The following is a 25,162-nucleotide window of genomic DNA, read 5'->3' on the forward strand; positions in this document are numbered from 1 at the left end:
TCATGCGTAAAGACCCAGCCACCTTTTTCGGAAGGGGATATTCAGGTTGCGAATAGGGTTCAGGAAGGATGGTAAAGGCGGCGCGAGCCTCTGTCAGACTGCTTCCGGTCTTTTGGACAGGAGGACTTCGAGGCCGAAAAAATGCGGAGTTACTCCGATGTTTACGAAATCCTGAGGATGAGGCATGATGGTGAAAGCTCATCAGAAAATTATCGTGCAGGCGGCTCTGATCGGGGTCTTGATCAGTACTTATGATGTGCTGTTGCACTCGTTGCTTGTGTTTCTCCATATCGCGTTCGAATGGTTCGAGCTTGGGCTCGAAGAGTTGATCGAGCATGTTTTTCATGCCACGCGCCGGCAGAGTCAGATTGTCGTGTTCTATCTGATTCTGGCAGGGATCGCGTTCGCACTCTATCGCTTATGGCGCGCGGCGCCGCGGTTCTTCAGCTATCTGCAGGGCAGGAAGGCGACTTATATAGCGGCTATAAGCCGTTACTGGCAGGAAGGTTCTCTCGTTGAGAAAGCAAAACTGATAACAGTCTGCTCGGCCGGTTTTGCCGGCATATGCTTTTGGGTGTTTACTTGAGGGGCAAGAAGATAATGGTATCCATGGTATTTCGATCCGATATTCATCATACAGATATAAGTTTCACTGAAGGCTTTATTGCATCAAGCCGTCCGCAGGCTTCGGCAAAGAAAACGGCATAGTATTTTCAGATACAGACGACTTGACGATAAAACTGACCATTTGTAACACAGGCTACATCGAGTATCCGACACTCCACAGGATAAATAGCAAACATGGGGATTCTTAGCATACTGCTCTGGACACCGGCCGTGGGCGCGTTAGTGCTAGCATTAACGCCGGGCCAGAACACTCAGATCATCCGTGGTCTCGGTAATTTGTTCGCAACTTTCGTTTTGTTGCTGAGCTGCTGGCTGGCTGCCCAATATGACGGGCATGATGCCGGTCTGCAATTTTACGAGTACTTTCCGCTCAATCCTAAGCTGGGCAGCGCCTATGCACTGGGGCTGGATGGGCTCTCCATGCCGATGCTGGTGCTGGCGACCTTGCTGACGTCGATCGCTCTGCTGGCCTCTTTCAGCATTACCCGCCGCGTCAAAGGCTATTACATCTGCATGCTGCTGCTTGAGTTCGGCATGCTGGGCGTGTTTCTGGCTCAGGACTGGGCGGTCTTCTATATCTTCTGGGAAGTGACCCTGATCCCGCTGTTTTTCCTGATCGACCGCTGGGGCGGCAAGCGCCGCCATGCGGCCAGCCTGAATTTTGTGCTGTACACGATGGGCGGTTCGATTTTCATGCTGATCAGCCTGATCGCGGTTTATGAGTATGTGCCGGAGCACGTCTCCTTGATGAGCGCGATGGTGCATGTATCGGAAAATATGCCGAAAGATCAGCAGGTTTGGGTCCTGCTCGGCTTCCTGATCGGCTTCGGCGTCAAGATGCCAATTTTTCCGCTGCACGGCTGGCTGCCGCTGGCGCACGTCGAAGCGCCGAGCCCGGTCAGTATCCTGCTGTCCGGCATTCTGCTGAAAATGGGCGCTTATGGCTTGCTGCGGGCGGCGGTCATGCTGCCGACAGCCACGCAGACCCTGCAACCGCTGCTGGTTTTCCTGGCCGTGTTCGGCATGCTGTACGGCGGCTTGCTGGCCTGGCGGCAACGCGATCTGAAAGCGATGGTCGCTTATTCATCGGTCAGCCATATGGGGGTCGTTTTATTGGGCATTGCCACGCTGAATGAAGCAGGGTTTCTCGGCGCGGTCCTGCAGATGACCGCGCACGGCCTGATCGCCGGAGCCCTGTTTCTGCTGGTGGGTCTGCTCTATGAACGCACGCATACCCGCAACATTCAGGACTACAGTTCTCTGGTCCAGGTCATGCCGCGTTTTGCATTGTTTACGACCTTGACCTTGCTGGCGGCGATGGGGTTGCCCGGCTCGGTCGGTTTTGTCGCCGAACTGCATGCTATAATCGGCGGCTTTCAGCAATGGGGCGCATTAATGGTGTTCTTCAGTTTGAGCATACTGATCAGCGCCGCTTATGCGATGCGCACTATCGGCATGCTGTTTACCGGACCGGTGAGACCCCAGATGCAGCAGATCGAAGACCTGCGTTCTACAGAATTAGTCGCCGCCGGCCTGCTGGTAGTCTGTATCGTGGCCTTCGGATTGATGCCGGAGCCGCTCATCAATCTGTCGTCGGCAACCCTTTTTGAAATGAATAGCCAGATCATTCATAGCCACTAGGGTACAGAGCGAGTTTTAAACCATGCAAATTTCACCATTAAAATCCCGCGATATAGACCAGTTGCGCGCGCAAATCACGAAGGCACTGGATCACCTGGATCATGTGCTGCCCGGACAGGCGCCTATTCTCGATTTCGTGCATCACAACACCCTGCACGGTTTTCAGCACCTGCCGTTTGAAGAGGCGCTGGCCGCCTTCGAAACCCTGACCGGCACTCACGGCTATCTGCCCGAAGCGCACAGCCGGGCCCATTACAGGGCAGGACGCATAGACGACAGCGATATCATGGCGGCGCTGGATGCCGATTACCAGCTGCAGGCCGAGCAGATCATCTGCCATACGGATGATAATACCATCAGGCGCAAGGATATCTACCGTATCGCGCTGCTGTTTGATCTGCCGTCCATTACGGTCAGCCAGCTGAACTGGCAGATCGAGGAAATGGCCGCTTTGGAGGCCGTTCAGGCCGATGTGCCCGAGCCGGCACGCAGCCGGCTGTCGGCAAGCGATGTCAGGCCGTTGTGGGAAAGCATTCTGGCCAAGTTCGATATGGAACAGGCCAGCCTGCATCCCGAGGACTTGCTGGAATTGTCCATGGAGCAGGCCGAGGATTGGCTGGCGCAGGCCCGCTATATCAGCAAAGGTAAAGGCGGCAATCATGCAACGCTGCATCAGCACATGCAGCAGCTGGGCCGCCAGGCGCTCGATGACCTGCTGGCAAAGCTGGGCGACAGCATGAGCCTGCGCGGCTTTATTCTGACCTTGACCGGCATCGACATCCTCGATTCCGTGCGCCCGCAGCTGATCCGCATCTGTGCTTCGGGCATGGATGAAGGGCTGGCGCCGTGGCCTATTCCCGAACGCAGCCAGCTGGGACTTTATGGCGCCTGGCGCGCAACGGCCGCCTATGACGCCAATCCGTTCCTGCATGAGTTGCCCGACTGGCAGCAGATTATGGCCGAATTGCCCGAGGATGCCGTCGATGCGATCATCCTGCAGCTGACGCATCTGGAAATTCCGCAAGCGGACTGGGAGGGTTACCTGCGCCGGCTGGCGCTGGAAATTCCCGGCTGGTCAGGGCTGATCAACTGGCGCCAGCATCATCCGCACTACCATGCCGAGAATGACGCCAAGCCTAAACTGGCCGACTACCTGGCGATCCGGCTGACGCTGGACAGGCTCTGGCTGAACCAGATATGCCGTGAAACCTGGCTGATCGAGGCCAAGCTGAGCAGCATCAAGTCCTATTTCAGCAAGAATCTGTCGGAATTTATCGTGCGCAGCCAGTTATACCAGGGCGACTTGCCGGAGTACCTGACTGATCAGGCCGAGTCTTTGATGTTTCTGGCCGGCTCGGAACGCCATGAGCGCGCCAACTGGCAGCAGCTGGCCGACATGATCGGGATCTGGCGCAGCAGCCCTCTGGCCGAGCAGCAGGCAGAGCGCAACCATACCATTTATTGCAGCGGCTGGCGTTTGTTCCGTTTATGCCAGCACCTGGGGCTCAAGGCGGCCGATATACGGATGCTGAAAAAGAATGATCTGAAACTGATGCTTTCCGTGCTGGATGAGTTTGATGCAGCGGCACGCGGCAAGGTCTGGCTGAATGCATATGAGCGCCATTACCGCAACGAACTGTTCCAGTCCCTGCGCGCCAACCATAATCGCGGCCGCTGGATCCGGCGCGCTATGCGGCCGGAAGCGCAGTTCATCATGTGCATGGACGAGCGCGAGGAAAGCTTCCGCCGTCACTTGGAAGAGCTGAATCCGGCTATCGAGACTTTGGGCGTGGCCGGCTTTTTCGGCATTCCGATGAATTACAAAGGGCTCGACGCCACGCATGTGACGCCGCTGTGCCCAGTCGTCGTGACGCCGGCGCACGAAGTCAACGAGGTCGTCAAGCCAGGTCACGAGGAGACGCTGTCGGCGCATCAGAAAGGGCTCCGCCTGTACCATCGTTTAAGTTATCTGCTGTATCAGTGCCTGCGCCGCAATCTGGTGATTTCGCATGTTGCCGTTGATCTGCTGGCGCCGTTCACTTTGATCGGGATGCTCGGAAAAACGCTGATGCCTGGCTATCACAAGGCGATCATCGACTGGCAGCGCCGGAACATTGCGCCGCCTGTGGCCACCGAACTGCTGCTCACATCGACCGATACGGCGACGTCTGCCTCGGCCGAGCAGCCCAAGCTGGGCTTTACGGACAGCGAGCAGGCCGAGCGTGTCGCAGCGCTGCTGCGCGCTTTAGGTCTGACCGGCGGCTTTGCGCCGATCGTCGCACTGGCTGGGCATGGCTCGACCAGCCAGAACAATCCGCACGAAGCCGCACATGATTGCGGCGCCTGCGGCGGCCGGCAGGGCGGGCCGAACGCGCGCGCGTTCGCGGCCATGGCCAATCGGCCTGAAGTGCGTGCGCTGCTGGCAGAGCGAAATATTGTCATTCCGGATGACTGCTGGTTCATCGGCATGCAGCACGATACCTGCAACGATGCGATTACCTGGTTCGATCTGGATGCGATACCGGCATCGCTGCGCAAAGAATTCGAACGTTTCAGAACGTGCATCAGTCGTGCACAAGAGTTGTCTGCGCATGAGCGTTGCCGGCGGTTTTTCTCGGCAGATCGTTCGGCTTCGCCTGTGCAGGCTTTTCAGCATGTGACCCTGCGGTCGCAGGATTTAACCCAGGTTCGCCCTGAGTTCGGCCATGCTACCAATGCGGCGGCCGTGATAGGCCGGCGCGCCCTGACCCAGGGACTGTTCCTGGACCGGCGCGTGTTCCTGATTTCCTATGATCCGACGCAGGACCCGGAAGGCGCTATTCTCGAGTCGATCCTGCTGACCGCGGGCCCGGTCGGCGCCGGCATCAACCTGGAATATTATTTTTCCACGATCGATAACGAACGTTTCGGCTGCGGCACGAAGATACCGCATAACGTGACGGGCATGTTCGGAGTCATGGAAGGCGCGGCCAGCGACCTGCGCACCGGCCTGCCGAAACAGATGGTGGAAATTCACGAGCCGATGCGCCTGCAGATTGTGGTGGAAGCGAAGACCAAGGTCCTGGAGCAGATCTATGCGCGTCAGGACAGTCTGCGCGAACTGATAGGCGGCGGCTGGGTACATCTGAGTGCGAAAGATCCGGACAGCGGCGATATTTTCATTTTCGAGCGCGGCAAAGGGTTTGTGCCGTGGCAGGCCGAAGCCCGGGAACTGCCGGTTTGCGCCAGTTCGCCGGACTGCTATCGGGGCCGGACCGAACCGGTATCGCCCATTTTGATCAAACAGCCTGAATTGTGGGGAGTTTAAGCGCGTGGATGTAATCGTTATTTTGATTCCTTTGCTGCCGTTTATTGCCGCGGCAGTGATTGGCGTCGGACATCTGTTCGGCTGGCTGGACGGCGAGGACGGCGAAACGACGACGGTCGATATCGCAAGCTGGGCCATTATCCTGTCGACCCTGCTGGCGTTGGCGCTGCTGGCCGGCGACCTGCTGGGCAAAAACGCCGGCGCGTTCAGTGTCGGCCAATGGCTGAGCAGCGATACGCTGAACATCCGCGTCAATTTTATCACTACCGGCTTCAGCGTCGTGCTGGCGGCGCTGTTTTCCGTACTGTTGTTTATCGTCACGCGCTTTTCCGTCAACTATATGCATAAGGAAGCGGGCTTCCACCGGTTTTTCTTTGCCCTGAGCCTGTTTTCCTCCGCCATGCTGCTGCTGGTTCTGTCGGGCAACGCGGTCGGCACGTTTATCGGCTGGGAGATTGCCGGGCTCTGCTCTTATTTATTGATTGCCTATTTTTATGAGCGCCCCGTTGCGGCCCATAATGCGACGCGGGTGTTCGTGACCAACCGTATCGGCGACGCCGCCTTCATACTGGGCATCAGCCTTTGCTATGCCTGGACTGACAGCGTCAACTGGGCCAAGCTGACGGCCTTGCCGGCCCAGCTATCAACTGGGCAGGCCACCTCGATTGCCCTGTGCTTCGCGACAGCCGCCTTTGCAAAGTCGGCGCAGCTGCCGTTTGCGCCCTGGCTGGCGCGTGCGATGGAAGGGCCTACGCCGTCCAGCGCCGTGTTTTACGGAGCCGTCATGGTACATGCCGGCGTCTATTTGTTGCTTCTGCTGCAGCCGGTCTTTGAACAGGCGCCGCTGGCGATGGCGATGCTCGCTTTGGTGGGACTGCTGACGGCGGTTTATGGTTTTGTCGTCGGCCTGACGCAAACCGACGTCAAGAGCTCGCTGGCTTTTGCCGCGACAGGGCAGTTGGGCCTGATGTTTTTGGAATGCGGCCTGGGCTTGTGGCAGCTGGCCGGCTGGCATTTGTGCGCGCATGCCGTGATGCGCGGCTACCAGTTCCTGACGTCGCCATCATTGCCGCACCATGTCCATGGCAATCCGATCAGGCCGGTCGCGCCGGCCGTTGCCGGCTTGCGCTGGGCTTATGTCGCCTCATTGCAGCGCTTCTGGCTGGATCAGATTACCGACTGGACGCTGGTGAAGCCGATACGCCGCCTGGCGCACGATTTGACCTATTTTGATGATCATATTGTCGACCGTACATTTGGCGTCTCGGCGCCGGCCATCCGCGTGATATCGGCACTGGCGCAACTGGAAGAGCAGAAAATCGGCGCCCGGCTCGATAATGACGGCGACACGTTTGCGCAGGGCAGCGGCCTGGCCGGCAAGCTCACCGAGTGGGCCGCCGCCGTCACCCACTGGTTCGAAGACAGCTTTGTGCTGCGCGGTATCGGCAAAAACGCGATCAGTTATGGCCGCCAGCTGGGCTTTGCCGCCAATAAGGTTGAGCTGCTGCTATTCAGTCCGCGCTATCTGGCGTTGTTTATCTTTATAACCTTGCTGATTGCATTTTGAGGAGCCGATGGATATCAATGTAACTTTCTGGTCGGAATCGGCGGCATTCCCGGTATTGAGCGCGCTGACTTTCGTGCCGCTGGCGGCCATGGCTGCGGCTGCGCTTTCGCGCTCGACGACTATCGCGTTGCGCTTTGGCTTTGCCGGCACAGCACTGAATCTGCTGCTGAGCATTTATCTGCTGACGCTTTATGATGCGGGCAGGGCCGGGGTTCAACTGGCTGAGCAGGCGCACTTATTCGGCCTCAGCTATAGTGTCGGCATTGACGGCATGAACGTGTTGTTCATTCCGATGACGACGGTCTTGACGCTGCTGACGCTGATCTATTGCATCATTAACCGCCATATTATTGACCGGCAGTTCATCGCCTATCTGCTCGGTTATGAAACCGTGTTGATAGGCGCCTTTTCGGCGCTGAATGCGATGCAGTTCTGGCTGTGGAGCCTGATGGAACTGCTGCCGGTGTCGTTATTGACGATGCATGCCGGCACCGGGCATAAACGGTCATGGGTTGTCGCCAGCCTGTTGCAGTATTGGGGCTGCGGCCTGCTGATGACGCTGGCCGGCTTTTTGCTGCTGGGCTTTGGCCTGATCGATTCGGAACACCCGCTGACTTTCGACTGGCTCACGATCAAGCAGAATAATGCCTATTTACATGATGAGATCCTGATTTTTATTCTGCTGTTCTACGGTTTTGCCATTCGCATGCCGCTGTTTCCGTTTCACGGTTGGCTGCCGGCACTGGCCGAACAGGGCACCGTGGCGAGCGTCGCCATTTTCCTGGTCGGGTTAAAGCTGGGGATTTATGCGGTCATCCGCTTTATCCTGCCGATCATCCCGGGCGTTGCCGAAGAATGGTCCGATTTTGTCGTTACGCTGGGATTGATCAGCATTTTCTACGGCGCCTTGCTGGCGCTCATGCAAATCAATATCCGCCGCTTGCTGGCTTTTGCCGTTATCAGCCATACCGGCATGCTGGTGATCGGCATGTTCTGCTTTAACGAGCAGGGGCTGGAAGGCACTATCCTGTTGTCGCTGGCTTACGGTCTGGCGACGGCCGGCATGCTGTTCAGCGTCGGTTTGATTTATGAGCGGACGCGCACGGCTTTTATTCCGCGTTTAGGCGGGTTATTCGATACCAATGCCACGATCGCGCTGCTGTTTCTGATTGCCGCTTTGAGCACGATGGTCATGCCCGGTACGCCTGGCTTCGATGCGGCGCATCTGCTCATTGAAGGCACGATTCAGGAACGCGGCTGGCTGGTGGCTGTCGCCATCCTGAGCGGTAACGTGCTGGCTGCGGCTTTCCTGCTCTGGACGTTCCAGCGCATGTTCATGACCAGTACCAAACGCTCCGTGCAGCCTTATCGCAGTATCCATCACCCGGTCATGAAAGAGCGCGTTATTACCATCACGATCTGTGCATTGCTGATCGGCACCGGTTTTGATACGACGCCTATTCTGAATTTTATAGACGATGAGGCGGTTGTTATAAGCCAGGCCTATCCCATGCATAATGAACAACATCGCACGGTTGAAGCGGCGGCTGAACCGATCGAAAAAGCGGCCATGCCAATATTAAAGAGTAAGTAATATGAGTGAAACCGGTTTTCCCTTATTAAGTCTGGTGATGGCGCTGCCTTTGGTGGGCGCGCTGGCTACCAGTGCCGCCAGCGATAGCAACCTGGCCAAGAAAATCGCCTTAACGGCTGCAGTGCTTGAACTCGCCGCAACGCTTATCGTCGTTTCTCTGTTTAATGCGGAGGATGGCGGCTTTCAGTTGATTGAGCGGCATGCCTGGCTCCCGACACTTAATATTGAGTACCTGGTTGGCATCGATGGTATTTCCGTGTTGTTTTTACCGATGTCGGCGCTGCTGACGCTGATGGCGATAGTCGCATCGTGGCATTCGGTACAATATCTGCCGCGGTTCCATTTCGCCTTATTGCTGGCGTTGGAAGGCATCACCATGGGGGTCTTTGTGGCGCTGGACATGGTGCTGTTCTTTTTGTTCTGGGAACTGACGCTGCCGCCCATTTTCTTCCTGATCGGCTTATGGGGCATAGGGCCTCAGCGCCGCGGCGCGGCAATGAAATACACGCTGTTCATGCTCTTCGGCGGCGTGCCGCTGTTATTCGCCATCATCATGCTGGCCGTTAACCATGCGACTCAGATGCACGGCAGCGTGCCCGAGAATTTGACTTTCAGTTTGCCTGTTCTGCTGGATACCCCGATTCCGGGAAAATGGCAGACGATCATTTTTCTGTTATTGTTGGCGGGTTTTGCCGTCAAGGCGCCGTTAGTGCCTTTTCATACCTGGCTGCCGACGACAGCCATGGAGGCGCCCGCGCATACGACGGCCTTGCTGACCGGGCTCAAACTGGGCGCCTTCGGCCTGTTGCGCTATACCATGCCGCTGGCGCCTGTCGCAGCGGTTGAATACACCTGGGTGCTGGGTATTCTGGGCGCCATTACGCTGGTTTACGGCGCCATGATCGCCTTGCAGCAAACCAACCTGCGCCGTTTACTGGCCTATGCCAGCATCAGCCATGTCGGCCTCGTGATCGTCGGCATTGCAACGCTGAACATGCAGGGGCTTCAAGGCGCGGTTTTTCAATTGCTCAATTTTACCCTGATTGCCAGTTGCCTGATGCTGATAGCGGGTTTTATCCAGCACCGCCTGGGCAGCACTGAAGTCATTCATCTGGGCGGTCTGGCAAAAGTCATGCCGCGGTTGACGGCCTTTTTCTTCTTGTTTGCCATTGCCAGCATCGGCGTGCCGGGCGCCAGCGGTTTCCCGGCGGAACTGTTGTTGATTATCGGAGCATTGAATGCGCATCCGAGCCTGGGCATTGCCGCCTTGATAGGCGCGGTCCTGGGCGCATCCTATATGTTGTCCTTTATACGCCGCGCGTTTTACGGCCCCGTCGTACATACCAGCGTCAGGCAGTTGCAGGACCTGCGAAAGCGCGAACTGGCCTTGTTATGTGTGCCGGCCGTGTTGGTGCTGCTGTTCGGCTTCTTCCCCAATCTGATATTGAACACTAATAAGCTGACTGCGGAGGCCTGGCTGAGCCGGTTGACCAGCTCGTCGCTTGAGATCGTCGACGATTATGTTCTGCAGGACCAGGATCCGCATAAAACCGCACTTTTGTCTGGGGCCGTGAAATAGCAATATCGGTTACAATCTTTAATTTATTTTAAATGAGCTTATCATGAAGCCGAACAGTGCCGATATCAGAAAACGCTATGACCGGATTGCTCCATTTTTTGACGGCATGGAGGCGGTCATGGAAGGCCTGTTTTTCAAAAGCTGGCGCAAAAGGCTATGGGATAGGATGGATGGACACCATATTCTGGAAGTCGGCGTCGGCACGGGCAAGAACTTTGATTACTATCCGAAGGACGCCCGCATAACCGGCATCGATTTCAGCGAAAAAATGCTGAGTGAGGCTAAGCGTAAACGCGGCAGGAAGCAGGTCAGCGTCGAACTGGACTTGATGGACGTCCAGTCCTTGTACTTTGCCGATAACAGCTTTGATACCGTTATCGCCTCCTTCGTTTTTTGCTCGGTGCCAGCGCCGATAAAGGGCTTGAAGGAACTTTACCGTGTCTGCAAGCCGGGCGGGCAGGTGTTGCTGCTGGAGCATGTATTGAGTTCAAACCCCGTGATCGCAGGCGCCATGAATCTGCTTAACCCGATCGTAGTGACTCTGGTCGGTGCCAATATCAACAGGCAGACTGTGAAAAATGTGCAAGCCTGCCCGTTTAGTTCTGTGCGTGTCGATGAGCACAGCAGCGATATTATCAAGTTGATTGAAGCGCGAAAGTGATGGCAGGGCCTAAGCCTTTCAGAAATGCCCCTGCCATATGGACTTTTGCCCCTCCTCATCGATATCCCAGAACGATGTGCTGCCGATAAAGTCGTCGACAAAGGGCTGACCGAAAACCGCGCAGCCGCTAAGGCACAAGTTCAGATAATGGGCCTGAGCCTTTGATGCCGATAAATAGCGGTAAGGCTCGAAGTCGCGGGCTTTGAAATAATAAGCATCAAAGATATCCGCCTCATCATAATAATGGCAGGCTGTGATCCGGCAGAAATCATAGCCTTTTTCCCGCTCCAGCAAACGATCCAGTGATTGTTCATCCATTTCGAAGCACGTGCCGTTCATGACCTGCTCCGGCTCGGCATCTTCGGCATTCAGAACACAAACGGCGGCCTGATGTTGCTCATCATAGCGGTAAGTCGACGCCAGATTGAAAACCCGCTTCAAGCCGCGCGTCTTCATGGGCATGATATTGCGCGCCTCGGGCACGGTTCGGGTCAATGACTGTTGGTTGATTAAACTGCCGTAGGCAAATATTTTATAAATTTTGGACATGTTGCGAAGCTGATCAGATCGATATTATTAAGGTTGGTAAAAGAAATAAGCTCAGGAAAAGGGTGTTGGCGTGGTACGGATAAATTAAAAAATAAACTTTAGAGATTTATAATATTCTAATTGCTAAGGCAGGGCTGCAACCTCGGTTGTGCAGATGAAGCCGGGTAGAGACGCTTTTTAAAGCGCTGAAAAACAGGGCAAGACATGATAGCCGGCAAAACTTTTTAGCTCAATCGCAGTTGAATTGGGTAAAATATAAATTGTTATCAAAATTAGCTATATACGTGAAATTAAAACTAGACAACTTGGTACAAACCCGTATTCCGACCCGACACGGCGAGTTTATCCTGCATTATTACAGCAATAATATCGATAAAAAAGAGCATGTCGCCTTCGTTAAAGGCAGTGTTGCCGACAAGGAAAACGTGCCCGTTCGCATTCATTCCGAGTGCTTTACCGGCGATGTTTTGGGCTCACGCCGCTGCGATTGCGGCGAACAGCTCGATATGGCGCTGCAACTGATCGACGAAGCCGGTTTCGGCATCCTGATTTATCTTCGGCAGGAAGGCCGAGGCATCGGCCTGCTGAAAAAACTGCAAGCCTATAACCTGCAGGATCAGGGCATGGATACGGTCGATGCCAATATACACCTGGGGCATCTTGCCGATGAGCGGGAATACAGCATCGCAGCGCTCATGCTGAATGATCTGAAGGTAAAGTCGATTGAACTGATCACTAATAACCCGAAAAAAATTAACGAGTTAAAGAAGCTTGGCATTAACGTTGCCGGCCGCATTCCGATTGAAGCCGCAGCGCATGATGACAATCTGGAGTATTTAAAAACCAAGGTCAAAAAAATGGCTCATATGCTGTCTATGTCGAAACATGATGATAAGAAGTAAATGATCTACTGGATATTAATGTTAGTTAATCAATTTGAAAAAGTCTGAGATTTGATCTGACATAAGTGAAATCAATTTCAGGCTTATACTGGCGTTATTTAAAAATAGAAATGAATAGTTGCTATGTGCCAATAATGGACGATCGATGTACATTCATGAATGGCCGGTTTACTCCAGAATCTGCTTGTTTAACTCCATGTTTTGAGGAAATTTAGGGGTTCTAAATATCTGTTGTTGAGAGCCAAGAGGGCAAGCCAACTAACGAATTAAACCACCCTGGGCACTGATTCATTTAGACCAGGAAATCCAGCACATAATACACAACTGATTTAACCCCGCCTCTATTTAAACAATTTACCAAAAAATTGGATTCCGAATGATGCAAAGCTATTAAGTTCTTCCATTTTGAGAGAAAAGTCACCGCACGTTGGGCAACAGTCATAGTGTTCCCTCGGTATCAGAGCATCACTTTTTGGGGAAACGATTTTTCTCCATCCACAGGAAGGACATATATAGACAAACGGTTTAGGTTTGATAGGCATGATGATCCTTCTGTACTGTTAACCGTGTATTTTGGCGATTAGATCGTGTTGCATAAATCGAAAGTTGAATCAGTTTTCCTTTACCCCGTTTGTCAGATGGAGTTAGAGAATAGGCAGAGCTTGCTCGGGTTGATTAATCAGCACTTTTTAGTCTTTTTTCAGTTTTTGTTTGGGCTTTTCAGTTTGAAGCGCGGCTTCATCGGTTCGGGTGAAAATAAAAAAACTTATTATCCTTTATTTATCAGAAAATTATGCGAGTTTTTACTGTTGGCAGCACGGAGTAAGGTTAAAGTTTTGTAAGGGGCGTTACTCTAGATGCTAAAAGTCCAAAGGTTGATTACTCAAAAATGATTGCTTAAATTCACCAAAAGACGGCAACGGATTATTTTTAATCTGTTCAAGGATTCCTGTCATTGCTAATTGAGCTATTTCAATTTGCCCTGATTCTATAGCCTTATCCAGCATATCGAACGATTTGGAATAAACAACAGCTCGTTCCTTATAGTTTTCCCTCAAGGCTTCGAGAAACAGATCACGGTCGGCTTGGATCTTTTGAACTAAAATATCTCGTTGAGCGGAAATCGCATGGCGCTTGGTTTTTTCTTGCTCTTTTACTTTTTGCCATTCGGAAACGTGACCGGCAATTACATTAAGTGCATCAAGTGGATTAACCTTATTCAAAACCTGCTTTGTCCCTTGTATAGCTAGCTGCTTAAAGGCGACATTTTCTAAATCTTTTGCCATTTTATATTCCTGCTGCAATCAATTTTTGTTTTACGTCTTTACTTTCAGAAGTGAGTTCGCCATTTTTTCCTAAGATATTCAAATCCAAAATATCTTTTAATGTTTTTGCCATTAAAAACGACAAGTGAATTTCAGCCATTTGTTTTTCAGTTGGTTCGGCAACTTTAGTAGTGCTCAGTTCTTTTACAATATTTTCTAATATAATCAACTGAGGGTTTATGCGTTCACATAATTGATCCAGAACATTTTTGAATTCGCCACATCGAACTTGAACTGCTGTTAAGAGTGAAATTTGTGTTTCCATTTTTTCACAGGCAATATCAACTTTTGCTTCAAATTCTTTAGCTTCGGTGAGGGCTTTTTCTGCTTTGCTGTCTGCAAACGCCCCAGAAACTAAAATTGCTGGTCCAACTACCAAACCACCTAAAACAACACTACCTAGTGCCATACCTCCTCCACCAGCAGCAATCGAACCTCCGCCTAACCAAGCTAATGTTGCATTTGTTGCCGCAGCACCGCTTAACGTACCAATTGCTGTTCCTGTGCTGGCTGCTCCGAATGTCATAACACTCCCATAAATACCTGCGCCAGCTAACACACCACTTGTAACCGATGCTGCACCAGAATTTAAAATTTCTGATGCAGACATTGAAACTTTCTCCATGGCTATGATTTGTTCAGGAGTAAAGTTAAATGCGATATTTTCGTGTTGAAATCCTTTTATGTTTAGTGATTTCAACTTCTTATACAGCGTTAAAAACTTCGCAATTTCATTTTTTTGAATGTTGAGTTTTAGCAAGCCTAAATCAGCAGAAATTTTCGTCGTTATTTTTTTCTCATTTTCTAATGACTTACCTATATGCTTTTGTTTGCTGTTGCTTCTATCGTAAGTTTCTTGTGCTTCTTTGCGTTTATCACTTGCGCTTGCGTGTGCGCCTATACCCAACAGCGCAGCACCGACAGCAAGACCACCTAAAACAATTGGAAGAGGCATTTTAATTCTCCTTTTTAAGCTGTTGGCAAAACTGGTAATTTAAATCGTAGTATTGTTTTTTGTTCAAAACATTTTTGAAAAATTGATAGCCTTTTTCAATATTACAAATTAGCGGACGGTTTTCGTAAATATTGCATATTTTTAAGCTTTCATTGTAGTTAAAGCAAACGCCATTTCCATTATGTAATTCTTGGTAAAGTGGATTCAAGTGGAGATTTTGACAGCACAATCCACATCTATCACATTGAAAAGTTTTATTGTTCACGATTCTAAGTGTGGTAATTCGAAATCGGCGTAATACATCGTGTTATATTCAAGTCGGTCAGATAAGAATCAAAAAAGTTGCAACTCATTAATCTTGCCTAACTCCCTTACCACTACAGCCGTTTTTCTTATCGACAAGCCTTTGAATTATCTGTACTGGATAAATTGTGTATAACGGGAACCTCTACGGGCATTCAAAGGTATTTGCCACCACCGACGTTGCCTCCCTATCTTTGATTTAGGCCTTGAACAACGTTTTACCATCTACTTGTGAAATAAGTTGCTAGACGAGATTAAGTTTACTCTCTATCTGGTGAATTGCTACCTCTTTATTGATCAATAATTACAGATTTATTGTGTCTCCGATCAAAAAAATCGCGCGCCCTCGGCGATATAGCTGTGAAGCAACCCTCTCGAAGCGTTGAATAGGCATATTACTTCTGGCCATCACCCTCATAATCACAGTCGCAGGAAAGAGTTATGTATGCATATCTTGTAGACTTGAGTGATTGTTAGCGCAATCTCCATCTAAATGTTTGAGTTCCTTTAAATGGCTGCTCCTCGCCAACTTGCTGTCATTCGGAAAATTTATGTGACAGTCTGCGAGGGGGGCGTACTGAGACAGTCACTGTCGGGTTCAATCTAAACCAGTATTCAGGACTGTTAGATCAAGATCAAATTTTTACAATTAATTGAAAAAATCGATCCCTCAGCGCGTTAACTATCCCGGCAACACCGTCTCAACCAGCTTGACCCAATAAGCCGTACCAATCGGCAGGATCTCATCTTTAAAATCATAGTGCGGGTTATGCAGCAGACAGCCGTTTTCGGCGGGGCCGTTGCCCAGCCAGAGATAACAGCCCGGCTTTTCCTGCAGCATAAAGGCAAAGTCTTCCGAGCCCATGCTGGGTGTCGGCTGAAGGTCGATGCAATCCTCGCCGACCACTGCAATGGCAGCGTTCAGCGCCATCCGTGTTTCTTCTTCCGTATTGAACGTGATCGGATAACCGGGATTTTCCGGATTGAATTTAATCTCTGCCGTTACATTGAAGCCCTGGCAGAGGGCATGGGTTAGCTGACTGATCTTGTCGGCAATGGTTTTTTGCGCACTATCACTGAAACAACGGAACGTGCCTCGCAGCACGACCGATTCCGGCAAGGCGTTCCAGGTCTGGCCGGCATGGATCTGGGTAATGCTGACGACGGCCTGTTCAGCTGGATCGACAGTTCGGCTGATGATCGTCTGCAAGACAGTGATCAATTGGGCAGCCGCGACGATGGCGTCACTGCCCAAATGCGGCATCGCGGCATGTGTAGCCTGGCCCGTCAGCACAATCTCGAAACAATCGAACGAAGCCATCATCGGTCCCTGTTTGACGGCAAAATGGCCGAGCGGAACGTCGGGAAAATTATGCAGGCCGAATACGCGGTCGGCCGGAAATTTTTCAAACAGGCCGTCCTGAATCATTTGTTTGGCGCCGGCGCGGCCTTCTTCGGCCGGTTGAAAAATAAAATAGACAGTGCCGTTGAAATTGCGGTTGTGAGCCAGATGGCTGGCCGCACCCAACAGCATGGCGCAATGCCCATCATGGCCGCAGGCGTGCATTTTGCCTTCATGGCGGGATTTGTGCTCAAACGTATTCCGCTCCTGTATGAACAGCGCATCCATGTCGGCGCGCAGGGCAATCTTCTTATCACTGTTTCCGGCCGACAAGGTGGCGACTACGCCGGTTCTGCCCAGGCCCTCATGCACGTCCAGGCCGAAACCGGACAGCTTGTTGGCAATGAACCGGGCCGTTCCGGTTTCTTCAAACGCGGTTTCCGGAAACTGATGCAGATGCCGGCGCCACTGGCGCATTTCGTCGTGGAGTTGTTGGATGTCGCTGGGTATGGGCATGGCAGAATAGTTAAAGGTGATTCATATAGGCTGCTTGGTGGTCCTAATCATAGCCAGAAAGTCGCTTGGCAGCTAATAAATTCGATAACCTGCATGGGGGCCGGCCTAATGCTCGGCAGCACCGTCAGGCTCGCCTTTATATTCGCGGATGATGCGCCGGACATCGCCCATTTCAAATCCGTAAGTCCTTTTCAGAATGCCGAGACGCTGGTCTTTACTGATTGAAGCCGGCAGATTCAGCGCCTTAAGAATATGCTCGGCCGGTACGCCGGTTTGCTGCTCCAGCTCCGCCAGCGTCATTGATCCTGTGATCTGGATGTCCTTGCCTCTGGTCAGGGCGTCTTCGGACACTTCGACAGGCGTTATGACCGGCGCGAAAGACAGCGCAATCAGCGCCAGCAGGCCAACTAGGCCGAGCCCGGCTCTAAGCCCTGAGTTTTCGCTCGGGCGGCCAGTAAGCGTATGAACAATCCAGCGCCAGTGCAGCAGCAGGTGAACGGCAAGCACGCCAAGGAAGGCCGCCGATATCCAGAAATGTATCGTTCCCCATTCATGCCGGTTCAAGCCCCATAGGCTCGAAAAACGGCCGCTGCCCGGCGGCAGGATATAGCGCATCAGCACGCCGGTCACAGTCAGAAAAAGAAACCCGATAAACGCGACGACATCAATTATAAAATTCAACGTGGCTTTCACTGAAATCTCCCTGCATAGTGGTTCATAATTTTTGCACATTCGCTGACAATAATACGGCAACAGCTTAACGGGTATCTTTGTGCATAAATCAATCCGGTTCAAACTCTTTTTGACTTTTTTGCTGACGACGAGCCTTATCGTCTCGGGCATGTATGTGTTCATGCGCTGGTCGCTGGATCGCGGGTTTAACGCGTTCATCGAAAAACGCCAGCAGGAACGCATCGGCGCGCTGGTCGAGGGGCTGGGCGAATACTATGCCGGCAATCAGGATTGGCGCGCATTGACCGGCAACAAGCGGAAGTGGATGGAACTGTTGTGGCAAGCCAACGAGCATCGGCATTACCGGCCGGCGCAGTGGTTCAAGCAGGCATTGAGCGAGCCGCCCGACGTCTGGCCGCCGGCGTTGCCCGAATCGCAAGCCCGCTGGCGCTTCAAGCCGCTGGAGCTGAGCGTGATGCTGTTGCGCGCCGACAAATCGATCATCTTCGGCCGCCGGGAATCGCTGCAGCAGTTGACTCTCTATCCCATACGCCATCAGCAGCAGACGGTCGGCTTCCTGGGCGTGCTGCCCGGCAAGCCGGTCAATCAGCCGCTGGAGCTGCAGTTTATGGAGCGCCAGTCGCAGGCCTTTATCTGGATTGCCGTATTTATGGTGTTGTTGTCGGCAGGACTGGCTCTGCTGTTGGCTTACACGCTGGGGCGTCCGCTCAAGCGCATTACGGCCGCGGCCAAGGCGCTGGCGGTGGGTGGTTATGATACGCGCCTGCCGGTCGAGTCCAGCGATGAGCTAGGCCAGCTGGCGCGGGACTTTAACGAGATGGCGGCGGCGCTGGAGCAATCGGAGCAGACGCGGCGGCGCTGGGTGGCCGACATTTCGCACGAATTGCGTACGCCGCTGGCTGTTTTGCGCGGCGAGCTGGAAGCGCTGCAGGACGGCATCAGGCCATTGACGCGGAATGCCGTCGATTCGCTGATGAACGATGTCATGCGGCTGCATCGCCTGACTGACGATCTGTATCAATTATCGTTGTCCGATCAGGGCGCATTGAGTTATCGTAAAACGCTGGTCGATCCGGTCGCGGTCTTGAAACAGGATATTGCCGCGCTGGCGCCTGAATTCGACAGCAAGCAGCTCCGCGTGCATCTGGCGGACAAGCTGGCGGCAGCCGCCAAAATTCACGCCGACCCGGACCGCCTGTCGCAGCTCTACCGGAACCTGCTTAACAACAGTCTTAACTATACGGACCGCGGCGGCCAGCTCGCTATTACCGTTTCCCGGCAGGGGAACAGGCTGATCATGGTTTTTGCCGACAGCGGGCCGGGCGTGGCGGAGCAGGAGCTGCCGCACCTGTTTGACCGCTTTTATCGCGTGGAAAGCTCGCGCAGCCGGCATCATGGCGGCGCAGGGTTGGGGCTGGCGATTTGCAGCAATATCGTGCAGGCCCATAACGGCGCGATAAAGGCGCAAGCCTCGCCGCTGGGCGGCCTTGCCATTCATATTGAACTACCGATTGACTCATGAACCGTATCCTGATTGTAGAAGACGAAGAAAAACTGGCGCGTCTGGAAGCCGACTATCTGCGTAATGCCGGCTTTGAAACCTTCTGTCTGGCCGATGGGCTGGCTGTCGTGCCGTGGCTGAAGGAAAACTCAGTGGATCTGATACTGCTGGATCTGATGCTGCCGGGCCGCGACGGCCTGGACCTGTGCCGGGATATACGCCGATTCAGCAGCGTGCCGATCATCATGGTGACCGCGCGCATAGAGGAAGTCGACCGCCTTCTGGGATTGGAACTCGGGGCCGACGACTATATCTGCAAGCCGTTCAGTCCGCGTGAGATGACCGCGCGCGTCAAGGCCGTGCTGCGAAGAATGCAACCTTTGGCGATGGAGCCGGTCTCTAATCTATTGAAGCTGGACCCGCAGAGTTTCAGGATTTCTGTCGGCAAACTGGAAACGGAATTAACCGCGGTCGAATTCCAGTTGCTGCAAACGATGTATCAGCAGCCGGGGCGCATTTTTTCCCGCGCCAGGCTCATGGATCTGATGTATCAGGATCAGCGTATCGTATCCGACCGGACCATTGACAGCCATATTAAAAAACTGCGCAAAAAACTGGCCGATCTGTTGCCCGGCCAGGAGCTGATCCATTCTGTTTACGGCGCCGGTTATCGCTATGAGGCGCCGGATAGAAACAGCGATTAAATTTCCTTATTCTTTACACAATCGCTGCAAATTGTTTGCCTTTTTTATCGATATAGTAAGACCCAAGAACGGAGATGGACCGTTCGAAAACCATAACCTTAAGAGATGAGAGAATAACTATGAACAAGAAAATCATAATGATCGCAATGGCCCTGGCTCTTCCTTTCGCCGCATCGGCTGGGGCCGGCGCCGAGAAAGAGGGTTTTGAAGGCGGATATCGGCATGGCGAGAAAATGGAGCGTATGGCCAAGGAGCTGAATTTAAATGAAGAGCAAAAAACCAAAATGGATGCGTTGTTCAAGGAGCAGCATGAGAAATATAAAACAATTCATGAAGAAACCCGCACGCGTCTGAAAGAAATCCTGACGCCTGAACAGATGCAAAAGATGGATGAAATCAAAAAACGCCATCATGAACAATGGAAAAGCAAGAGGGGCATGGAAAAACAGAAGTAATGCCTGCAAGGACAATCTAACTCATTCTTGATCCAGGGAAGGATCAGTTTTCCCGATGTTAAATACTGCGCATGACCCGGCAGATTCTGTTTATTGCCAGGCATACAGGCAGCCTGTTTTATAGATTTGATCGGCAAACAGGTCTTGCTTTCGCGGTGCGGCCGTCCGCGGGCGATCCGTCAAGATCAATTCCTCAGTAAAATTCAGCTATTTTGCGCGGGCATCATCGCTTACAATGCCGCGCATGAGCGGGCTTGTTTCTCAGCCTGAAGATTAAGCGGAGCGGCAGCTCCAACTACTACCTGAGGATATTTATAATGAAAACAATTCACCTTGCCTTTGTGGCGCTGTCGCTTTTCAGTTTTATCGGCAGAGTCGTGCTGTCAGAAGTCAATCCCGAAATGCTGAAACAGAAAGCCTTTAATATCGGCCCCCATGTCATCAATACAATATTGTTGCTCAGCGGTATCATTCTGGTGTTTCAAGGATCATGGCTGTCAATGGAGTACGGCTGGATTATCGGCAAGCTAATAGGCCTGTTGGGCTACATCGGTTTAGGCATAATGGTACTGCATAATCAGGGCACTACCCGCTGGCTGGCGTTTGCCGGCGCGCTGGCCTGCTTTGCCTATATCGGCATGGTCGCGGTGACCAAGGATGCGTGGTTCTTTTTATAAGCCTATAAAAGCCGAAGGGCACGAAGTTTTATATTTTTCTTCCTGCCCTTGGTTATAAACAAAAATCTATTTTGCCGATCTGTTGATCCAGTCGGCGCAAAACGTCCTTCCCGCGCTTTAGGTCGGTTCCGTCAAACTCCAGTTCTCGATGATCCGTCAATACATCCCAACGGCATAGCAGGTTTTTTAGCTGGATACGCTCGCTGGCGGTGAAGTGGTATTGTTGAACCAATCGGCTGAACAGGTGCGGTTCGGGCGATGTGATCAGCTTGGCCAGGGCGGTCATGTCGGCCAGCAAGGCTTCAACAGCCGGAATATGAGCCGCTATCAAGGCCGAAACCTGCTTAGGCTCAATGTTTTCCGCTGGCATTTGTTTGTTGTCCGAGACCACTTTCAGGCACTGAGTCAATTCCGCACAGGAAAAGCGCGTTGCGGTCTCGTAAAATGCCGAGGCTTCCATGTCGTACAGGTGTGGAAGGTCGTACTGAAGTTGTGGCCTTGAAGCGGTTTGCAAGCTATCGGTGAGGCAATTCTGATTACACACTAGCGGCGGGTAATAATGCTTTCCGCTGTCGAGATCGATGATTTTGTCAATTAGAAGCAGCGTCCCTAAGGCATGGTCTTTATGTCCGGCGATGCCGATATTGAGCATGACCGGATTTTCTGCCGAGGCCAGCAAGGCTTGCGTGTAGGCCACGCCGGCTGCCATGGCGCTTTTGCCGGGGCCGGTCACAGTCAGGCAGATGTCCTGGTTCAGATACACGGCAAACGGCTCAACAGCCGTATCTTTCTTCAGTTTAAAATGGGCGGTCAGCGGTTTCGCTTCGCAAGGCAGAGCGGTGTAGATAAAAGTTTTGTATTGGTTGGCTTGATTCATAAAGCGGAGTCTTGGGGCGGCTAAGGACAGATAGCCGGCAGTGGGGAAGGGCTTTAGCCGTAACTAAAGCCCTTCCGGAACAAGCGCCTGTTACGGCGCCGTGGTCGGCGCTCGTTCCGGCGGCTTGGCCGTACCGGTGCCGCCGACTTCGCTGGCTTCCTTATAGTAGAGATTTTTCAGGCGGCTGAAGGCGCCCCATAAGGTCGTATCCATGACGGTATGGTTGCCGATTGAAACGATAACGCGGGCCAGTTCCGGAATTCTGTTTCGGGTAGACAACATATATACCGGTTCGACATACAGCACGGTATTGCCCATCGGCAGGATCACCATGCGGCCCAAGGCAATTTGTGAACCCCGCTGATCCCATAACGTGAACTGTGCGGCAATGTCCGGATTTTGGGAAATCAAGGCTTCAACCTGTGCAGGGCCGTTAACCTGGATGTCCTTCAGGAACTTGAAGACGGTAATGTTAGGCTTATAGTTCAGGCCGCAGCCGGCTTTATCCAGTATGCTGGCAACCCCGATCATGCTCAGATTGGTTCTGTTGACAGGCGTCATCGGGTTGATCAGGACCAATTCTTCCTTATGGTTGCAGTAGCCGAAATCCATGGTCTGATAGTACGGCATGACCGGTTCTTCACGCACATTGGCAAATTGCCAGGTTTCGGCCTGCTCGTAGAACAGCTCCGGGCTGCGCTGGTGATAGCGGGCAAAAATTTTCATCTGCGCGTAGTACAGATCGCGCGGATAACGCAAATGAGTGCGTAATTCAGCCGGCATTTCCTCGATATTCTTAAACACACTCGGATAAGCGTTGCTGTAGGCGCGAATGAGCGCATCCGATGGATCGGAAACGTAATAAGCCACTTCGCCGTCAAGGGCGTCGACGACGATCTTGACCGAGTTTCGGATATAGTTGAAGTCTTGCGTGCCGCCGAGAAAATCATCGGCCGCCGGTTTGGAAACCGGATACCACTTTGATAAGGTATAGGCGTCCTGTATCCAGAAAAAACGGTCCTTGCCGATCACCAGATAAGGATCCTTGTCCAGATGCAGGAACGGCGTCAGCTTACGGATACGCTCCACGATATTGCGGCGTATCAGAAGCTTGCTCTGGTCGGTAATATTGGTAGAGAAGAATATTTTTTCGTCTTTGAAATAAAAGGCGAATAATGCTTTTCTGAAAAGCGACGGGATCGGAATGCCGCCCTTGCCCTTATATTCAGCTTCCACCCCCGGATCAGTCAGAGAGCCGGAAATGCCGACAACGTTCAGTCTGTTAGGTATGACGGCATAAGTGTAGTCTTCCTGGCCATAGTAAATATCCGGGTATTTGACGCTTAAGCCGACCGGCGAATACATGTTCAAGTCGCGCAAATACCAGACCAGCGGCTTGCCTGCATCCTGTGCGGCCGGCGAAACGACGGCGCCATAGCCGTGCGTATAGCGCAGGTGCATGTTTTCCCACGTCTGTGCAGATTCCGGTAGCTTGGAAAAGTTGAGTTCGCGGGCCGCCAGATTGACCTGGCGGGTATGGTCCAGGATGAAATAGCGGTCTTCATCGACATGCGGAAAGCTGTAATAAGGCCGGATGCCCTGCAACTGGCGGTAGCCGTCTATCAGCAGTTCTCGGTCCCAGACCGGAATATTCTCGAAAAATTTCTGCGTGCTCCAGGCATTAATGTCATCCGTGGCATCAAGCTTAATCGGCAGTTCAACGACATTGATACGTTTTAAATCATACGCGTCCAGCGTCGCTTCAATGTTGTTCTGCATGAATGTTTTTTCAGTCCTGACCGGATTCGGATTGACAATGAATTTTTGTATGGCGGCCGGGATCGAAGCAATGGTTGGAATGAACATAACCAACAGAAAAGCGCCGAGCGAGATCAGGAACGGCGTTTTAATGCGATGTTTTTCCGAGAAAATAAACAGGCTGGCCGTAATGGCTGTTGCCAGAAAAGTGATGATGCTGAGCCAGATGAAGGGCAACCGGTAACGGATTTCTACAAAGCCGGGACCATAGAACACTGGCTCGTGCGATGTATTGTAAAGCAGCGAAAACCGCTCCAGCATGAAGCCCCAAATGACGAACAACACGACGAAACCGATCAGAACGCCTAAGTGAATCTTCGCGCCCAGCGGGAATTCCTTGCTCTGGTCAGGCACAAACACATGCTCGAGCCAATACAGCGCTCCGACCGAGAAAAACAGTAAAATGGCCGTTAGCAGCAATTCCTTCTGGATCAGGATATAAATCGGATAGGACAGCATGTAAAAGCTGACATCGTTGCCGTAGACCGGCTCGGTTACGCCTGAATCACTGCCGAAAAAATACAGTAATGCGGTTTCCCACTGCTGATAGAACGGTATCGCAATAAGAATGGCCAGCAACAGTGAGATCAATGTATAGATTCTCATCGAGCCGCTCATGAACATGTCGGCGAAGCGCTGAAAGCGGCGGCTTTTGTCTATATTATTAAAAACCTCGTCGGGCGGATTCAGGCCCAGGTAACGCGAGGCAATCCAGAAGTGGAAAAAGAAAATTGCAAAGAAAACCAGCGTAACGCCGCCGGACAGAAAGAATTTATAGAGCAGCCTTAACCAGAAGTAGGCCTCGAATTTTAATTCCCGAAACCACCAGAAATCGACGATCAGATCGAGAAAGATGAAATAAAAGGCGGCATACACAATGCCTGCGACGACCAGGATCACTCCTATCGAGGCGAGTAAAAGCTTCCAATTCCGCATAGTGTCCTCTTTTTTATAGATTATGCTTTTGACAATGCTTAATTTGCAGGCATCGGCCATTATTTGCTTAATGTCTGCATGAATGACTTTATTCTAGCACCCAATAGAGGTTCGTAGCGATTCAGGCGCTTATTTATTGCTCCTCTTCGAGGCTTGGTAGCCTTTGGGCCTGATGGCAATGCGGGCTTTGACTTCCGTGCACAAAGTCCCTTCGCTTTGATAAAAAGCATAGGTAAACTCAGGCGTGCTGCGGCCTTTGCGTTCAAGCTCCTCGCGGATTTGCTGCTCCTGGTCGGCGGACAGGGTGAAGCGCAGTTCCAGGTCGGTGCGCCCTTCATGCCTGAAGTCCAGATGTAGGGAACGGGTCCAGACGGAATAGCCGGGAAACACCTTGACACAACACATGGCGGCAATCGGATCGGCCAGGCAGGCCTGGAAACCGCCAAACAGGCTGCCTCCAGTATTGGTCGCGATCCAACTGTGCCGCAGCAGGATTCTTACCGTACGCCAATCCGGTGAAATTTCCAGCACTTTCAGGCGCATCAGCCAGAAGGCCGGATACCATTTTATGCGTTGCTTGTCGGTCAGCCAGCGGCTGTTCCAGATAAGACGGCGCAGGTTCATTGGGGAATT

Annotated in this window: 20 protein-coding genes; 12 read left to right on the forward strand and 8 right to left on the reverse strand. The window is 52.4% G+C overall.

Annotation, left to right across the window (positions count from 1 at the left end):
* The first annotated feature begins 184 nt into the window (after window positions 1–184).
* From V2P20_RS18375 to V2P20_RS18405, 7 genes are all read left to right on the forward strand, one after another.
* Window positions 185–586 carry a hypothetical protein gene (locus V2P20_RS18375; RefSeq protein WP_331820884.1) on the forward strand — a complete coding sequence of 134 codons (402 nt, stop codon included), beginning with the start codon at window positions 185–187 and terminating at the stop codon, window positions 584–586.
* A 215-nt stretch (window positions 587–801) separates the two neighbouring features.
* Window positions 802–2,268: an NADH-quinone oxidoreductase subunit M gene (locus V2P20_RS18380; RefSeq protein ID WP_331820885.1), complete on the forward strand. Its 1,467-nt coding sequence runs from the start codon at window positions 802–804 to the stop codon at window positions 2,266–2,268.
* Window positions 2,269–2,290: 22 nt separating this feature from the next.
* On the forward strand, window positions 2,291–5,575 hold the full coding sequence (locus V2P20_RS18385) for a DUF2309 domain-containing protein (protein WP_331820886.1): 3,285 nt from the start codon (window positions 2,291–2,293) through the stop codon (window positions 5,573–5,575).
* Window positions 5,576–5,579: 4 nt separating this feature from the next.
* Window positions 5,580–7,142: a proton-conducting transporter membrane subunit gene (locus tag V2P20_RS18390; RefSeq protein WP_331820887.1), complete on the forward strand. Its 1,563-nt coding sequence runs from the start codon at window positions 5,580–5,582 to the stop codon at window positions 7,140–7,142.
* Between the two features lie 7 nt (window positions 7,143–7,149).
* On the forward strand, window positions 7,150–8,736 hold the full coding sequence (locus V2P20_RS18395; RefSeq protein WP_331820889.1) for an NADH-quinone oxidoreductase subunit M: 1,587 nt from the start codon (window positions 7,150–7,152) through the stop codon (window positions 8,734–8,736).
* A gap of 1 nt (window position 8,737) precedes the next feature.
* Entirely contained in the window at window positions 8,738–10,315 is a 1,578-nt protein-coding gene (locus V2P20_RS18400) for an NADH-quinone oxidoreductase subunit M (RefSeq protein ID WP_331820891.1), read from the forward strand.
* 43 nt (window positions 10,316–10,358) lie between these two features.
* Window positions 10,359–10,976 carry a methyltransferase domain-containing protein gene (locus tag V2P20_RS18405; RefSeq protein ID WP_331820893.1) on the forward strand — a complete coding sequence of 206 codons (618 nt, stop codon included), beginning with the start codon at window positions 10,359–10,361 and terminating at the stop codon, window positions 10,974–10,976.
* An 18-nt stretch (window positions 10,977–10,994) separates the two neighbouring features.
* Here the strand turns inward: V2P20_RS18405 and V2P20_RS18410 are convergent, their stop codons facing one another.
* Window positions 10,995–11,525, reverse strand: coding sequence for a gamma-glutamylcyclotransferase family protein (locus V2P20_RS18410; RefSeq protein WP_331820894.1), 531 nt, complete (start codon window positions 11,523–11,525; stop codon window positions 10,995–10,997).
* 284 nt (window positions 11,526–11,809) lie between these two features.
* Between V2P20_RS18410 and ribA the strand changes: the two genes are divergently transcribed.
* A complete protein-coding gene (ribA, locus tag V2P20_RS18415; protein ID WP_268119187.1) occupies window positions 11,810–12,427 on the forward strand; it encodes a GTP cyclohydrolase II in 618 nt (205 codons plus the stop codon).
* Between the two features lie 860 nt (window positions 12,428–13,287).
* On the opposite strand, the gene V2P20_RS18420 is transcribed toward ribA, so the two are convergent.
* The 4 genes from V2P20_RS18420 to V2P20_RS18435 form a co-directional block, all read right to left on the reverse strand.
* A complete protein-coding gene (locus V2P20_RS18420; protein WP_331820900.1) occupies window positions 13,288–13,713 on the reverse strand; it encodes a hypothetical protein in 426 nt (141 codons plus the stop codon).
* A gap of 1 nt (window position 13,714) precedes the next feature.
* On the reverse strand, window positions 13,715–14,707 hold the full coding sequence (locus V2P20_RS18425) for a hypothetical protein (protein ID WP_331820902.1): 993 nt from the start codon (window positions 14,705–14,707) through the stop codon (window positions 13,715–13,717).
* 985 nt (window positions 14,708–15,692) lie between these two features.
* Window positions 15,693–16,868 carry a M20 aminoacylase family protein gene (locus V2P20_RS18430; protein ID WP_331820904.1) on the reverse strand — a complete coding sequence of 392 codons (1,176 nt, stop codon included), beginning with the start codon at window positions 16,866–16,868 and terminating at the stop codon, window positions 15,693–15,695.
* Between the two features lie 105 nt (window positions 16,869–16,973).
* Window positions 16,974–17,561, reverse strand: coding sequence for a DUF4405 domain-containing protein (locus tag V2P20_RS18435; protein ID WP_331820906.1), 588 nt, complete (start codon window positions 17,559–17,561; stop codon window positions 16,974–16,976).
* Between the two features lie 79 nt (window positions 17,562–17,640).
* Here V2P20_RS18435 and V2P20_RS18440 point away from each other — a divergent pair, with 79 nt between their 5' ends.
* The 4 genes from V2P20_RS18440 (at window position 17,641) to V2P20_RS18455 (ending at window position 20,898) form a co-directional block, all read left to right on the forward strand.
* Window positions 17,641–19,083 (forward strand): ATP-binding protein, encoded by a 1,443-nt coding sequence (locus tag V2P20_RS18440; RefSeq protein WP_331820908.1) that lies wholly within the window; start codon window positions 17,641–17,643, stop codon window positions 19,081–19,083.
* Window positions 19,080–19,766, forward strand: a complete 687-nt coding sequence (locus V2P20_RS18445; RefSeq protein WP_331820910.1) for a response regulator — start codon at window positions 19,080–19,082, stop codon at window positions 19,764–19,766. Before V2P20_RS18440 ends, V2P20_RS18445 begins: the two co-directional genes overlap by 4 nt.
* A gap of 119 nt (window positions 19,767–19,885) precedes the next feature.
* Window positions 19,886–20,221, forward strand: a complete 336-nt coding sequence (locus V2P20_RS18450) for a hypothetical protein (protein WP_331820912.1) — start codon at window positions 19,886–19,888, stop codon at window positions 20,219–20,221.
* Between the two features lie 317 nt (window positions 20,222–20,538).
* Window positions 20,539–20,898 (forward strand): SirB2 family protein, encoded by a 360-nt coding sequence (locus tag V2P20_RS18455; RefSeq protein ID WP_331820914.1) that lies wholly within the window; start codon window positions 20,539–20,541, stop codon window positions 20,896–20,898.
* Window positions 20,899–20,950: 52 nt separating this feature from the next.
* Here the strand turns inward: V2P20_RS18455 and V2P20_RS18460 are convergent, their stop codons facing one another.
* The 3 genes from V2P20_RS18460 to V2P20_RS18470 form a co-directional block, all read right to left on the reverse strand.
* Window positions 20,951–21,775 carry a hypothetical protein gene (locus V2P20_RS18460; protein ID WP_331820916.1) on the reverse strand — a complete coding sequence of 275 codons (825 nt, stop codon included), beginning with the start codon at window positions 21,773–21,775 and terminating at the stop codon, window positions 20,951–20,953.
* Between the two features lie 90 nt (window positions 21,776–21,865).
* On the reverse strand, window positions 21,866–24,529 hold the full coding sequence (locus V2P20_RS18465) for a UPF0182 family protein (protein WP_331820918.1): 2,664 nt from the start codon (window positions 24,527–24,529) through the stop codon (window positions 21,866–21,868).
* Between the two features lie 129 nt (window positions 24,530–24,658).
* A complete protein-coding gene (locus V2P20_RS18470; RefSeq protein ID WP_331820920.1) occupies window positions 24,659–25,153 on the reverse strand; it encodes a DUF4442 domain-containing protein in 495 nt (164 codons plus the stop codon).
* Window positions 25,154–25,162: the final 9 nt, after the last annotated feature.

It is taken from the genome of Methylobacter sp. Wu1, from assembly GCF_036553575.1.
Lineage (GTDB): Bacteria > Pseudomonadota > Gammaproteobacteria > Methylococcales > Methylomonadaceae > Methylobacter.

What these genes read in the sequence shown, in the direction of transcription:
- V2P20_RS18375 (WP_331820884.1), top strand. Translation starts at nt 185, where the DNA reads ATGATGGTGAAAGCTCATCAGAAAATTATCGTGCAGGCGGCTCTGATC.
- V2P20_RS18380 (WP_331820885.1), top strand. Translation starts at nt 802, where the DNA reads ATGGGGATTCTTAGCATACTGCTCTGGACACCGGCCGTGGGCGCGTTA.
- V2P20_RS18385 (WP_331820886.1), top strand. Translation starts at nt 2,291, where the DNA reads ATGCAAATTTCACCATTAAAATCCCGCGATATAGACCAGTTGCGCGCG.
- V2P20_RS18395 (WP_331820889.1), top strand. Translation starts at nt 7,150, where the DNA reads ATGGATATCAATGTAACTTTCTGGTCGGAATCGGCGGCATTCCCGGTA.
- V2P20_RS18400 (WP_331820891.1), top strand. Translation starts at nt 8,738, where the DNA reads ATGAGTGAAACCGGTTTTCCCTTATTAAGTCTGGTGATGGCGCTGCCT.
- V2P20_RS18405 (WP_331820893.1), top strand. Translation starts at nt 10,359, where the DNA reads ATGAAGCCGAACAGTGCCGATATCAGAAAACGCTATGACCGGATTGCT.
- V2P20_RS18410 (WP_331820894.1), bottom strand. Translation starts at nt 11,525, where the DNA reads ATGTCCAAAATTTATAAAATATTTGCCTACGGCAGTTTAATCAACCAA.
- V2P20_RS18420 (WP_331820900.1), bottom strand. Translation starts at nt 13,713, where the DNA reads ATGGCAAAAGATTTAGAAAATGTCGCCTTTAAGCAGCTAGCTATACAA.
- V2P20_RS18425 (WP_331820902.1), bottom strand. Translation starts at nt 14,707, where the DNA reads ATGCCTCTTCCAATTGTTTTAGGTGGTCTTGCTGTCGGTGCTGCGCTG.
- V2P20_RS18430 (WP_331820904.1), bottom strand. Translation starts at nt 16,868, where the DNA reads ATGCCCATACCCAGCGACATCCAACAACTCCACGACGAAATGCGCCAG.
- V2P20_RS18445 (WP_331820910.1), top strand. Translation starts at nt 19,080, where the DNA reads ATGAACCGTATCCTGATTGTAGAAGACGAAGAAAAACTGGCGCGTCTG.
- V2P20_RS18450 (WP_331820912.1), top strand. Translation starts at nt 19,886, where the DNA reads ATGAACAAGAAAATCATAATGATCGCAATGGCCCTGGCTCTTCCTTTC.
- V2P20_RS18455 (WP_331820914.1), top strand. Translation starts at nt 20,539, where the DNA reads ATGAAAACAATTCACCTTGCCTTTGTGGCGCTGTCGCTTTTCAGTTTT.
- V2P20_RS18460 (WP_331820916.1), bottom strand. Translation starts at nt 21,775, where the DNA reads ATGAATCAAGCCAACCAATACAAAACTTTTATCTACACCGCTCTGCCT.
- V2P20_RS18465 (WP_331820918.1), bottom strand. Translation starts at nt 24,529, where the DNA reads ATGCGGAATTGGAAGCTTTTACTCGCCTCGATAGGAGTGATCCTGGTC.
- V2P20_RS18470 (WP_331820920.1), bottom strand. Translation starts at nt 25,153, where the DNA reads ATGAACCTGCGCCGTCTTATCTGGAACAGCCGCTGGCTGACCGACAAG.